The sequence below is a fragment of the Hydrogenophaga sp. genome, assembly GCF_014773545.1.
GTDB lineage: Bacteria > Pseudomonadota > Gammaproteobacteria > Burkholderiales > Burkholderiaceae_C > Hydrogenophaga.
The window spans coordinates 62,428-75,754 of the sequence record NZ_SDDV01000006.1; the positions used below are offsets into that span (position 1 = coordinate 62,428).

Genomic DNA, 13,327 nt, shown 5'->3' on the forward strand with positions numbered 1-13,327 from the left:
CCCTGAGCCTGGCCTGTCCTGAGCTGGTCGAAGGGCTCAGCCCGAACGGAGGTTTCACGGATTTATAGAAGTGCCCTTTAGTTCCTGAACAAATCGAGGATGCCGCTGCGGTCGATCGGCTCCGCTGCCGCTGGCGCGTCCTCGCCGGGCAAGGAGTTGACCGCCGGAGCGCCCGGCCAGGGGTCGTTCAGGCCCAGGCCGTGCACCCCATGGCCGGGGCCGTATTCCTCGAAATACCACTCGCCGCCGACCTGAATCACCCCTGCAGGTGGGCTGGGACTGACCACCGCTACGTTTTGCAGGGCGTGCGCCATGAAGGACATCCAGATCGGCAGGCTCAGCCCGCCGCCGGTTTCGCGGCTGCCCAGGTTGCGCGGCGTGTCGAAACCCACCCAGACCGCAGCCACCACGCTGGGCTGGTAGCCGATAAACCAGGCGTCGATGGCGTCGTTGGTGGTGCCGGTCTTGCCGTACAGGTCGGGCCGCTTGAGCGTGGCCTGCGCCCGTGCCGCTGTGCCCGAGCGGGTGATTTCCTGCAGCAAGCTGCCCATGACGAAGGCATTGCGCTCATCGATCACGCGCGGCGCCGGTGCGGCCGGCGCCGGCGCTTCAAACAACACCCGGCCCCGGTACTCGGTCACTCGGGTGATCAGGTGCGGCGTGACCCGGTAGCCACCGTTGGCAAAAACGGCGTAGCCGCTGGCCATTTGTAACGGGGTAACCGAGCCGGCGCCCAGTGCCATGGTCAGAAACGGGGGGTGCCTGGCGGCATCGAAACCAAAGCGCGTCACCCAGTCCTGAGCGCTTTGTGTGCCAACCGCCTCTAGCACCCGGATCGAGGTCATGTTTTTCGACTGCGCCAACGCGCGCCGCACCGACATCGGCCCATCAAAGCGGTTGTCGAAGTTTTTCGGCTGCCAGGGTTGGCTGCCGGTCTGCCTGGCGCTGAAGAACAAGGGTGCGTCGTTGACCACGGTGGCTGGCATCACGCCCTTTTCCAGTGCCGCCGAGTAAATGAAGGGCTTGAAGGCCGATCCCGGCTGGCGCCAGGCGTCGGTCACGCGGTTGAATTTGCTGGTGCCGAAATCGAAGCCGCCCACCAGCGCCCGGATCGCTCCGGTGTGCGGATCGAGCGCCACCAGCGCCGCTTCAACCTGTGGCAACTGGGTGATGCGCCAGCGCATGGGGCCGGTTTGCAAGACCCGAATCACCGCTCCTGGGCGGATTTTGACGTTCGGCCCGGCGCGCTCGGACAGGCCAGACTGGGCTGGACGCAAGCCCTCGCCCGTGATCTCGAACGGCACTCCATCTCGGCGCACCGCCAGCACGCGGCGCGGCTCTGCTTGCAGCACCACGGCCGAGAGCAGGTCGCCGTTGTCCGGCCGGGCGTCGAGCACGGCATCGATCGCATCATCGCGCGCCGCCGGGTCGGCTGGCAGGTCGATGAACAGCTCTGGGCCGCGGTATATCTGGCGCCGCTCGAAGTTCAGCACGCCGTCGCGCAAGGCGCGGTAGGCGGCCTGCTGATCGCTGGCCAACAAGGTGGTGGTGACCACCAGGCCGCGGGTATAGGTTTCCTCGCCGTACTGGGCCAGCATGGCCTGGCGCACCATTTCAGCCACGTGCTCGGCGCCCATCAGGGGTTGACTGCGCGGCGGGCGAAGTTGCAGTTCTTCGGTCCGGGCCTGCTCGGCCTGCGCCTGGGTGATAAAACCGTTTTCCAGCATGCGGTCGATGATGTGCAACTGCCGAATCCGTGCGCGTCTGGGGTTGCTGATGGGGTTGAAAGCGGAAGGCGCTTTGGGCAGGCCCGCCAGCATGGCGGCTTGTGCCAGCGTCACATCAGCCAGCGGCGTGCCAAAGTAAATCTGCGCCGCAGCGGCGAAGCCATGGGCGCGCTGGCCGAGAAAAATCTGGTTCATGTAGATCTCGAGAATTTGCTCCTTGGTCAGCATCCGCTCGAGTTTCAAGGTCAGCAGCAGCTCGTAGAATTTTCGCGTGTAGGTTCTCTCCGAAGTCAGGTAGATGTTGCGCGCCACCTGCATGGTGATGGTCGATGCACCCTGGCTGCGCGCCTGTCCCAGGTTGGCCAGCGCGGCGCGCAGCAGGCCGCGGAAGTCCACGCCGTGGTGTTCAAAAAAACGCACGTCCTCGATCGACAGCACGGCATCTATCATGACCTGCGGGATTTCTGCGATCGGCACCAGTTTGCGCCGCTCCGCGCCAAATTCACCGATCAGCTGGCCATCAGCAGTGAACACGCGCAAGGGCAGCGCCGGCCTGTAGTCGAGCAGATCGGCTACGTCGGGTAGTTTCTGGTATGCCAGCGTCCAGGCAATACCCAGCGCCAGCAACAGGCTGATGCCTGCGGTGGTCAGCAGTGCAGCGGCTGCCGCAGCCAGTTGGGTCGCGCGGCGCAGCGGTGTGCGGCGGGTTGCAGCGGGGTTGGACGTTGATGTGGGCTGGTCGTTGGACATGCAGGTCAATCGCTGTGACAGGGCCGGATGTTGCATTATTCACGCTGCAGCACGACGGCGCAGCGTGCGGCCATTGTGCGTTGCGCTACATGAGCGCGGGTTGGGGTCGATAACAGTACAACTAGTTCATCCTCTTTCGTCTGCTTTTGGCAACGCTTTGCGTCGATTGCCGGGCATTAAATCTTTCTGCACCAGGGGCTTGCTGCTAACATCGAAAACGGTTCTTAGGTCTGGAGCCTGCTTGCACCACATTGTTCTGGGGTCGTCTTGTCTACATTGATGTCCTTCTTCAGCCGGGAGCCGGCGCCGCTGCTTGGCATTGACGTCAGCACGTCGGGTGTCAAACTGGTCGAGCTCGGTCGCAACCGGGCCGGCGCTCTGGCGCTGGAGCGCTGCGCCATCGAGCCCCTGGAGCAGGGCTGCATCATCGACGGCAACATAGAAAAATTCGACGATGTGGCCGAGGCGGTGCGCCGCGCGGTGCGCAAAAGCGGCAGCAAGACCAAAAACGCCGCGCTGGCGCTGCCGGCGGCGGCGGTGATCACCAAAAAGATCATTCTGCCGGGCGGACTGCCTGACAAAGAGCTGCAAGTACAGGTCGAGTCCGAAGCCAATCAGTACATCCCGTTCTCGCTCGACGAAGTCAGCCTGGATTTTTTCGTGCTGGGGCCTTGCTCCAGTTCAGCGGGCGACATCGAGGTGCTGATTGCCGCTGCACGCAAGGAAAAGGTATCGGACCGGCAAGGTCTGGCCGAAGCGGCCGGTCTGAAGGCGGTGGTGATGGACGTCGAGCCCTACGCCGCGCGGCTGGCAGTTGGCCGCGTGATCGAAACCCTGCCGAACCGGGGTATCGATTCAGTGGTGGCATTGCTCGAAGTCGGGGCGCTGACCACCAGCATGCAGATCATGCGCAACGACGACGTGCTGTATGAACGCGACCAGGCTTTCGGAGGTCAGCAGCTCACCCAGTTGATCGTGCGGCGCTACGGTTTTTCATTGGAAGAGGCCGAGGTCAAGAAGCGTTCGGGCGAACTGCCTGAAGACTACGTGGCCACGGTGCTCGGGCCCTTCGTCGAGAGCCTGGCGCAGGAAGTCGGTCGCGCGTTGCAATTTTTCTTCACCAGCACGCCGCACCACAAGGTAGACCACATTTTGCTCGCCGGCGGCAGTGCGGCTTTGCCCGGTCTGAGCGAAGCCATCACGCGCCAGACGTCGTTTGCCTGTATGGTGGTCAACCCGTTCCATGCCATGGAAATGACAGCGACCGTGCAGGCGCGCAAGTCCGCGCGCGAAGCGCCCGCCTACCTCACATCGACCGGCCTGGCTTTGCGCAGGTATCACCCATGATTTTGATCAACCTGTTGCCGCACCGGGAAGCGGCCCGCAAGCGGCAAAAAGACCAGTTTTTTACCCAGCTCGGCTTGTTTGCCTTGCTTGGCGGCGTCATTTGCGGCGCCGTCTTCACCTGGTACCAGCGTGAAATTGCCGCGCAACAAGGGCGCAACGCTTTTTTGCAGACCGAAATAGCCAAGCTCGACCTCGAAATCAAAGACATCGCCGGTTTACAACAGGAAATTTCCGCGCTGCGCGCGCGCCAGAGTGCGGTGGAAAATCTGCAGGGCGATCGCAATCTGCCGGTGCACCTGCTGTCCGAGTTGGTGGCTCAATTGCCAGATGGCGTCTACCTCAGCGGCATCAGGGAAGAGAATCGAGTGGTGTTGCTGACGGGCGTGGCGCAATCGCAGGAACGGGTTTCCGAATTGCTGCGCAACCTGGCCAACCACAGTCCCTGGCTGAGTCGACCCGATCTGGTCGAGATCGTCGCTGCCAACGTCGCGCTCTCAGCCCGTGAACAGCGGCGGGTCTCGAATTTCACCATCCGGGTCACGCTGGTTCATCCCGCCGCCGCTCCCGCGCCGGCTGGCGCAGCGGCGCCGGTCGCGCCCGGCAAAGTCTGAACGAGACGGCACGCACCATGCCCAAGCTGACCAAGCTGCCCAAGCTGCCCCCGATGAAGCTGGATTTGAGGCAAATCCAGGAGCAAGTCAAAACCCAGTTCAGCGGGCTGGACCCAAACGACCCGTCCCAGTGGCCGGACCTGCCGCGCCATTTGCTGTGCGTGGCGGTGTGTCTGGCCGTGATCGTGGGCTTGTGGTTCGCCTGGCTGAGAAACTCCGAACTGACCCTGGCGGCCGAACAGGCGCGCGAACTGCAGTTGCGCCAAGACTACCGCGGCAAGCTGGTGCAGGCGGTCAACCTGGAAGCGCTCAACAAACAGCTCACACAGGTGCGCCAGCACGTCGCCCAGCTCGAACGCCAGTTGCCAAGCAGAGCCGAGATGGACGCCTTGCTGTCCGACATCAACCAGGCCGGCCTGGGGCGCAGCCTGCAGTTCGAGCTGTTTCGCCCCGGCCAGGTGACGGTGCAAGCGTATTACGCCGAGTTGCCGATCGCCTTGCGCGTCAGCGGCAGCTATCACGACATCGGTCGTTTTGCCGCCGATATCGCCCATCTCTCGCGCATCGTCACCTTGAACGATATTTCACTCACCCCGATCAGGGACCGCGACGGTATGCTGACGCTGGACGGTACCGTCAAAACCTTCCGCTACCTCGACCCGGAAGAGATAGCACAACAGCAAAAGTCACCCCAAGGGGGCGCCAGGTGATGCCACCCCGTTTCCACCTCTGGCTGGTCTGCGTCGGCTCGCTGGTCTGGCTGGCCGGCTGCACCGGGCCCGCTCAAGATGAACTCCAGGTCTGGATGCAGGCCGAGCGCAACGCCATTGAGCCGCGCGTGCAGCCGATTCCAGAACCCAGCCGCTTTACGCCGCAGGCCTATGCGGGCACCGAACTGCTAGACCCGTTCAGCAGCGAGAGGCTGGCCGCCGCCATGCGCGGCAGCCCCATCGCGGCGCTTCCCAATGCGGCCCTGATCGAGCCCGAACTGGCGCGCCGCAAGCAGCCGCTGGAGGCGTTTCCGCTCGACACCATGGCGATGGTCGGCAGCATCGAGCGCCAGGGTCAGTTGGTGGCCTTGGTCAAGGTGAACCAACTGCTGTATCAGGTTCGCCCCGGCAACTATCTGGGACAAAACTTCGGGCGCGTGACCCGCATCACCGAATCGGAAGTCACGCTGCGCGAGATCGTGCAAGACGGGGCAGGCGAATGGATCGAGCGCCCGGCGGTGCTGCAACTACAAGAGGAAGCGAGCAAATGACCAAGCCCAACCCGACCCGGCAGCGCCGCACCTGGGGGTCTGCCCTGTGCAAAGCCGGCTTTTTTGCCGCCATGGCACTCAGCTCGGTGTGGGCGCTGGCGCAAAACGCCATCCTGTCTGTCACCGGCACGGTGCAGGGCGGGGTGGAGGTGTTGCGGATCGAGACCACCGAAGCGCTGACGGCCTTGCCGGTGGGTTTTAGCATCCAGTCGCCAGCGCGCATCGCGCTTGACTTCCCCGGTCTGGGCAGTGCGGTAGGCCGCGCTGCCATCGAACTCAACCAGGGCAATCTGCGCTCGGCCCACGTGGTGCAGGCGGGCGAGCGCACGCGCGTGGTGATCAACCTCAAGCAGCCCGCCACCTACCAAGCCCGAATCGACGGCAGGGCTCTCATTGTCGTGCTCGATCGCACCGAAGCCGTGGCTGCGGCGCCCGCCGCCAAGTCGGTTTTTGCCGAGAACCGCAACCGCGATAGGGTTGCGCTGCGCGACATAGACTTTCGCCGCGGCAGCGGCAACGTCGGCCGCGTGGTGGTTGACCTAGCCAATGACCAAGTCGGCGTCGACATCAACCAGCAGGGCCAGAACCTGGTGGTCGAGTTTTTGCAAACCTCGCTGCCCGAAGGCCTGCGCCGGCGCATGGACGTGAGTGATTTCGGTACCCCGGTGCAAACCATATCCACCACCCAAATCGGCGACCGCGTACGCATGGTGGTGAGCCCGAGCGGCAACTGGGAGCACTCGGCCTACCAGAGTGACCGCCAGTTCGTGCTCGAAGTGCGCGAACGCGTGGTCGACCCAAGCCGGCTGACTCCGGGGCCGGGCTATACCGGAGAAAAACTCTCGCTCAATTTCCAGAACATCGAAGTGCGCGCGCTGCTGCAGGTGATCGCCGACTTCACCAACTTCAACGTCGTCACGTCCGACTCGGTCACCGGTTCGCTCACCTTGCGGCTGCAAGACGTGCCCTGGGATCAGGCGCTGAGCATCATCTTGCAGGCCAAGGGCCTGGACAAACGCCGCAGCGGCAACGTGCTGTGGATAGCGCCCAAGGATGAGATTGCCGCGCGTGAACAGCAAGAGCTCGAAGCGCAGGCGTCGGCGCAAAGCCTGGAAGCCGTGCGCACGCAGGGTTTCCAGTTGAACTTTGCCAAGGCGGCTGATGTGGCCAAGCACATCAGCGCCACCCAGGGCGGCGCCGCTGCGGCGGGCGCGGCCGGTGCCGCCGGCGCGCGCGGCATTTTGTCTGAGCGCGGCAGCGTCATGGCCGAGCCGCGCACCAACCAGTTGTTCGTGACCGACATTGCGTCCCGGCTCGAGCAGGTGCAGCAACTCATCGCCCGGCTTGACATACCGGTGCGCCAGGTGCTGATCGAAGCGCGCATCGTCGAGGCCGACGACCGCTTTGGCCGCTCGCTCGGGGTGCGCCTGGGCGGCAGCGACCTGCGCGGCATACGCGGCGGCGACGCCGGCTATTCGGTGGGCGGCGGCAACCGGATCGCCTTTGGCGGCAGCTACAACGCCGTCTCGGCCACCACTCGGGAAACCGCCACCGTGCTCGACACCATCAACACATCGTTCGTCAACCTGCCGTCCATCGGTGCCGGGGGCTTCACACCCGCCGCGCTGGCGGTGTCCCTGTTCAGTTCTGCGGCGAACAGGTTCTTGAACCTGGAACTGTCGGCGCTGGAAGCCGACGGGCGTGGCAAAATCGTCTCCAGCCCGCGCCTGGTCACCACCGATCAGGTCAAGGCCGTGATCGAGCAGGGCACCGAATTCCCGTATCAAACCGCCACCGCCGGCGGTGCAACCGCGATCGCCTTTCGCAAAGCGGTCCTCAAGCTCGAAGTCACGCCACAAATCACCCCGGAAGGCAGCATCATCCTGGACGTCAACGTCAACAAAGACAGCCGCGGCGAAACCACCCCCGCCGGCATTGCCATCAATACCAAGCGGATTCAAACCCAGGTGCTGGTGGAAAACGGCGGCACGGTGGTGATTGGCGGTATTTTTGAGCTGACCGAAACCGAAGACGTGACCCGGGTGCCGGTGCTGGGTGAGATTCCCGTGCTGGGCCATTTGTTCAGGAACCGCAGCACCACTTCCAACAGATCTGAGTTGCTGGTGTTCATCACGCCACGGGTGATCGCCGACCGCGGCATGCTGCGCTGATAAGATTGCACGTCTGCGGCCACCCTTTTTTGATGGAGATTGACAACAATGAAGTTCAATTATCGTTGGAGCCTGGTGTCAGGATTGGCTCTTGCCCTGGCCGCTTGCGGCGGAGGCGGCGGCAGTCCGGGTGTAGCAGTTCCGCCCCTGCGCGTGTCCCCAGAGAGCATTACGATTCCAATGGGTATGGAGGCCCATGTTCAGATCATAGGTGAAGCCCGGCCTTTCACGGTCTCTTTGACCTTTCCCGACGAGCTAGACGTTTCAATCTCTGGCAATAGGATGACGATCAGACCACTACGGGATAGCGGCATCCCTGTGCTGCTGACGGTGACGGATGCAGCGCGCGGACAAACAACGATGAATGTCAGTATCAGTCCGCGGCCAACAGAACGGTGATTGTGCATACCACTGGAAATTTGAGAGTCGACGCAGACCGCAATGTCACCATTACAGTCATCGATGCCGCCGCAAATACTGCCAGTATGAGGTTGACGATAGCAAACAACCCATGACCTGATCGACGGGATGCAGCTTGACCATCTCCCTCATCGGCATGCCCGGTTCGGGCAAGTCCACCGTCGGGCGGCAGCTTGCCCGGCGGCTGGCGCTGCCGTTCACCGACTCAGACCAGGTGATCGAGCAGCGCCTGGGCTGCTCGATTCGCGCGTTTTTCGAGCGCGAGGGTGAGGCGCGGTTTCGGGACATCGAGCAAGAGCTGCTCGATGAATTGACGCAGGGGCCGACTGCCGTGCTGTCAACCGGCGGCGGCTCGGTGTTGCGGCCGCTGAACCGCCAGCGCCTGCGCCAGCGCACGCAGGTGGTTTATTTGCACACCAGTGCGCAGGAGTTGTTTCACCGTCTGCGCAACGACCGCATCCGACCCCTGCTGCAGGTGGATGACCCCTTGCAGCGCTTGCAAGCGTTGTTTGCGCTGCGCGACCCGCTGTACCGCGAGACGGCGCATGTCGTGGTCGAGACCGGCCGGCCGTCGGTGGCCACACTGGTCAACCTGATTCTGATGCAGCTCGAGCTGGCCGCTGGCAGCGACCCCGCGAGCTGAGCTTGGCCGGGATTTTTGTCGGTGGCGCCACCAACAGGAATCGAACCTGTATCTAGCGCTTAGGAGGCGCTCGTTCTGTCCATTGAACTATGGCGGCGCGGGCTGTGCGGATTGTAAGGGGCGACCCTGGGACAGGTGGAACCCAAGACTTCACCGGGCCGGGCCGAGTCGATGGCAGGCGTTTCAGTCGTAGCGCCGGGTGAAGATCAGGTCGACCGCGCTTTCTTCGCCCGCGCGGGCGCGCAGCGTCAGGTGGCGCGAGACGTCGTAGAAAATCGACACCGTGCCCAGGGTGCCGGCCAGCGCGCGTTCGTAGCTCACGTACAGGTCGCGCGAGATGCGCTTGCCCAGCCGCAGCACGGCTGCGCCCAGGCCGGGCGGGCCGTTCGGTGCGGGCTCGCGCAGGCCGATTTCGTCCAGCCCGAGCAGGCCGGCCAGACCGGCGTCGAGCAGGCCGCCGTTGCGCCCCAGCACGGCCAGCGCGGCTTGCTGCAGCACGGCGGCTTGGGCACCGGCGCCGGTGGCTGGGCGGCCCAGCAGCAGCAGGGCGAGCTTTTCGTTATCAGGCAGATCGGGGTTGGCGTACAGCCGCACCAGCGGACGCAGCGCGCTGCCGCTGATCTGCACCCCGACGCGCTGGGCCTGCGCACCGGGGAGCGAACGCAGCGCCAGGATATCGAGCGCCGGGTCGTCGTAGGGCCCGGTAAAACGCAGCCGGCCGGTTTCTATGCCGAGTTGCTGGCCGTAGGCGCGAAAGCTGCCGTCAACCGTGCGCAGTTCGCCGTACACGCGCGGGGTGGGCGCGGCGGCTGTGCTGCGCAGATCGAGCACGCCAGCCAGCCGGGTTTGCAGGCCGCGACCGCGCAGTTCGAATTGTTGACCCAAATCGAGCTCGAGCTGTAAGTCGGTCTGCACCGGTTCGGCGTTCGGGTCGGGTGCTGCGGCGCGGCTGCCGCGGCGCACCACGTCGCGACTCAGGCGGGGGGTGAGTTCGTCGGGTAGCACGAACAGCGCGCTGTCGGCGCTGAGTCTGCCGCGCACGCGCAGTTGCGCGCCGGCGAGCCGGGCGTTCATCTGGCCGCTGAGGCTGAGCCGGCGATCGGGACGGGTGGATACGCGCAACCTGGCGGCTGTGGCCTGCAACTCGATGAAGGGCTGGCGGCGCGCGCCGTCGGCGCTGCGGCGCCAGTGCGCCACGCCGCTGGCTTGCAGGCTGCCGCCGGGCTCTGCGCCGCTTGGCCCTTGCAGGCTCAACTGATCGATGCTGATGCTGTCGCCCACCAGCCGGGCGCGCAAGCGGCCGTCGGAAAATTGAAAACCGTCCAGCAAAGAAACCAGCGTCAAGTGGTCGGCCTGCAGTGTGCCGCTCCAGTCGGGCGCGCCGCGCGTACCGCCGAGCGTGGCTTGCGCCAGCAGCGTGCCGCTCATGCGCCAGCCCGGCGGCGCCAGCACCGACCACGCCGCCAACTGCGGCAGTTGCACGTGAGCGCTACCGCGCAGCGGCGCACTGGCCGGCCAAACCTGCGCGAACGAGAAGCGGCCATCGGTCATGGGTGTGAGGCCAGGCGTGAGTTCGGTGTATAGATCGGCGCTGGCCTGCCCCAGGCGCTGGCTGTCCCAGCGCAGGCGGGCCTGCACCTCTTTGCCCAGCGCGTGTACGCTCAGGCTGGCTTGGCGCACACCGGCCTGCACGCGCTGGCCTTTGGCCGGGTCGGCGTCGGGTGAAAAAATGAGGTCGCCGCTGCGGCGCTGCAGGTGCGCCACCAGGCGCAGTGGGGCGTCTGGCGCCACGGGGAGCAGCACGTCCCAGTGGCCGTCGAACACCAGGTCAGATTGCAGGCCCAGCCGCGCCAGTGTGGCAGCCGGTGCACCGCCCGCGCTGCCCAGGAGCTCAAGCCAAGCCAGCGGCCAAGCGCGCAACTGCCCGCGCGTGTGCAGGGCTTGCGCCTGCCAGCGCAACTGCTCCCAGGACAGGCTGGCAGATTCAGCGGCCGATGCGGTTAATTTGGCGGCCAATTCGGGGTCGGATTCCCATTGCGCCGGTGACAGGGGCGTTTGGCCCCGAATGGCCGGTCGCGGGCGCAGCAGCAACTCGCCGCTGCCGGCGTCGAGCCGCCAGCCGGGCGCCTCGCGGTGCCAGCTCAGCGCCAGTGCGCGCGGGCTTTGCAGGCTCCAGCCGCTGCGGGTTGCGCCGGACAAGGCGCCGTCCAGTTGCAGCAGCAACTGGCTCAGTTCGATCCGGCCGCTGCGCCAGTGCAGGGTGTGCGCGCTGGGCTCATGGCTGGCTTGCACGCGGGCCCGACTGTGCAGCGCGGCGCGCCAGTCGGCCCGCGCGGCGCTGCCGCGCAGATCGAGAGCCAGTTCAGACAGGCTGCCAGCGGCTTGCAGATGCCAGTCACGCAAGGTGATGGCCTCCTGAGCAGCCGTTTGCAGCCGCAGCCGGGGCAGTGTCAGCGTGGCTTGCAGTTGCGGCGCGGCGGGTCGGCGCAGCGCCGCGCGCGGCTGAACGGGCAGCGGGTAGCCCAGCGCACCCAGACCGCCTTGCCACGCCAGCTCGAGTCGGCCGCTGCCCTGGGCGGCCAGGCCGGGTTGGCGCTGCAGCAGCTTGCGCAGCGGCTGGCCCAGCAGCGGCAGGCTTTGCTGGCGCTGCAGCCAGCTCAGCAGGTGTTCGGCCGCGTCGATCTGCACGTGCGCCGTACCGTGGCCGCTGTGGTGCGCCAGCAGGCCCTGCCACTGCGCCTGTGCACCAGGAACTTGCAGCGCGAGGCGGCCGGCAAACTGGCGCGCGGCGCTGTCAAACCGGCCGCTGGCGTCGAGTTGTGCGTCCGTCAGGCGCAGGCGGGCCGAGTGCAAATCAAAGACGCCGTGGCTTGCGGCTTCGGTGGCAGGGCGCCAGCGGCCCAGCAGTTGCAGCTCGCGCAGGCCGGCCAGAGCGGCGCCCCTGGGCTGACGCGCCGCAGGCTGGACGCGGGCGCGCAGATCGACGGCGGGCGGGGTGTCCTTGCCAGCCGCCGCCCTGAGCTGGAAGTGGCCGTCCAAGGCCGCCGGGGCGAGTGTGCTCCAGAGCCGGGCCGGGTTGATGCCCTGGGCCTGGAGTTCGCCCTGCCACTGGCCCAGCGCCCAGGCCGGGCTTGGGTGGGTGGCGGAAAATCGTCCCTCGATCCGCCCAATCAACTGGCCCGCGCCGATCTGCGCTTCGAATTGCGGCACGCGCCAGTGCTCGCCGTGCTGTTCCAGCCTGGCTTGCAGGCTTTGCAGCGGCAGGCGTTGGCGGTCGGCCGGGCCGCTGGCGGCGTTGCTGAGTTGCAGTCGAGCGCGCCAGGCATCGGCTTCGGGTTGCGCGTGCAGCGTGCCCGTGAGTGCCGTGTGAGGCGCTTGCGGCCACAGCGCGGCCAGGTCGAGTTGCTGCGCCGTGGCCTGCACGCGGCGCAGCGGCTGCGCCGCCCAGGGCATGATGTGGGCGCTGGCGAGTAGGGTCGGCGTGCTGGTAGAGGCGTCGCTTTGCGGCCAGACGCGCACGCTGGCTTCTAGCGTGGCGTCCTGCGGGGCCAGTTGACCCGTCAACTGTGCCAGCGCCTGCAGCGCCAGCGTTTGCCCACTGGGGACGTCGGCTTGCAACTGGCCTTGCAGTTCCAGTCGCAGCGGCATGGGCGCGCGTGCGCCCAGGCTGGCTTGCAACTGGTAGCGGCCGGCGGCAACCTGCAGCGACTCCAGCGTCAAGCGGTGTTCGTCGGTCTGGCTGGCCGGGAGGGCGGAGCCGGCGCGCAGATACTGGTAGTGCCCGCGCAGCGCGCGCAGTTGCAGCGCGGTGCTGCGCTCGAGCAGCAGTTCATCGACCGAAAACGGCACACTAAGCGCCAGCGGCAGCAGAAGCGGGGCGGGCGGCTGGCGCGGCTGGGGTGGGCGCTGGTCGATCAGGTGCAGGCGTTCGATGGACAGCCCGTCCAGCCGGGCGTCGCGCCCGAGCACAGCGTCGATCCAAAAATCTGGGCGCAGGCGCAGTTGCAGCGCGCTGGCGCTCAGTTGCAGGCCATTGCGCGACCAGTGCAGCCGCTCTATCGTACCGCCCTGGCGCAGGCTGCCCTGTACGCCTTCAACCGTCAGGGTGCCGCTGTGGGGTGCGTGGTTTTGCATGTAGGCCTGCGTCCACCGCAGGGCCTGCGCCAGCGAGCCGGGCGAAGCGGCCCACAGCCACAGCGCCAGCAGCGCGCTCAGCAGCAGGCCCAGTACAGCGATGGGCAGCCAGATGAGCAGGCGGCACAGAAACAGGGCGAAGGGTTTCAATGGCTGCTCAGGCTGGTCAGGCTGCGGTGGGCGGAGTCAAATTTCAACACAAAAACCGTGTGTTGCAACGGGTTTTCGGCGGCGCGGCGCGCGCGGGTGGGTTCGTGCCCGCT

At 66.0% G+C, this 13,327-nt stretch carries 8 protein-coding genes and 1 tRNA gene; 6 read left to right on the forward strand and 3 right to left on the reverse strand.

Annotated features, from left to right (window positions below; translation table 11 throughout):
- Window positions 1-77: 77 nt before the first annotated feature.
- On the reverse strand, window positions 78-2,477 hold the full coding sequence (locus EST26_RS06160; RefSeq protein ID WP_291066213.1) for a penicillin-binding protein 1A: 2,400 nt from the start codon (window positions 2,475-2,477) through the stop codon (window positions 78-80).
- A gap of 279 nt (window positions 2,478-2,756) precedes the next feature.
- On the opposite strand from EST26_RS06160, the gene EST26_RS06165 reads away from it, so the two are divergent.
- The 6 genes from EST26_RS06165 to EST26_RS06190 all read left to right on the forward strand — a co-directional run bounded on the left by EST26_RS06165 (window position 2,757) and on the right by EST26_RS06190 (window position 8,930).
- A complete protein-coding gene (locus tag EST26_RS06165) occupies window positions 2,757-3,824 on the forward strand; it encodes a pilus assembly protein PilM (protein ID WP_291066397.1) in 1,068 nt (355 codons plus the stop codon).
- On the forward strand, window positions 3,821-4,435 hold the full coding sequence (locus tag EST26_RS06170) for a PilN domain-containing protein (RefSeq protein ID WP_291066215.1): 615 nt from the start codon (window positions 3,821-3,823) through the stop codon (window positions 4,433-4,435). The genes EST26_RS06165 and EST26_RS06170 overlap by 4 nt, the downstream gene beginning before the upstream one ends.
- A gap of 53 nt (window positions 4,436-4,488) precedes the next feature.
- Complete coding sequence (locus EST26_RS06175) at window positions 4,489-5,145, forward strand: type 4a pilus biogenesis protein PilO (RefSeq protein ID WP_291066399.1); 657 nt, start codon at window positions 4,489-4,491, stop codon at window positions 5,143-5,145.
- On the forward strand, window positions 5,145-5,696 hold the full coding sequence (locus tag EST26_RS06180; RefSeq protein WP_291066217.1) for a pilus assembly protein PilP: 552 nt from the start codon (window positions 5,145-5,147) through the stop codon (window positions 5,694-5,696). The genes EST26_RS06175 and EST26_RS06180 overlap by 1 nt, the downstream gene beginning before the upstream one ends.
- Before the next feature lie 71 nt (window positions 5,697-5,767).
- Window positions 5,768-7,867 (forward strand): type IV pilus secretin PilQ, encoded by a 2,100-nt coding sequence (locus EST26_RS06185; protein WP_291066401.1) that lies wholly within the window; start codon window positions 5,768-5,770, stop codon window positions 7,865-7,867.
- 535 nt (window positions 7,868-8,402) lie between these two features.
- Entirely contained in the window at window positions 8,403-8,930 is a 528-nt protein-coding gene (locus tag EST26_RS06190; protein ID WP_291066219.1) for a shikimate kinase, read from the forward strand.
- 22 nt (window positions 8,931-8,952) lie between these two features.
- Here EST26_RS06190 and EST26_RS06195 read toward each other — a convergent pair.
- Together EST26_RS06195 and EST26_RS06200 are read right to left on the reverse strand one after the other, a co-directional pair.
- Window positions 8,953-9,027: transfer RNA gene (locus tag EST26_RS06195), tRNA-Arg, on the reverse strand.
- A gap of 86 nt (window positions 9,028-9,113) precedes the next feature.
- Window positions 9,114-13,214: a translocation/assembly module TamB domain-containing protein gene (locus EST26_RS06200; RefSeq protein WP_291066221.1), complete on the reverse strand. Its 4,101-nt coding sequence runs from the start codon at window positions 13,212-13,214 to the stop codon at window positions 9,114-9,116.
- Window positions 13,215-13,327: the final 113 nt, after the last annotated feature.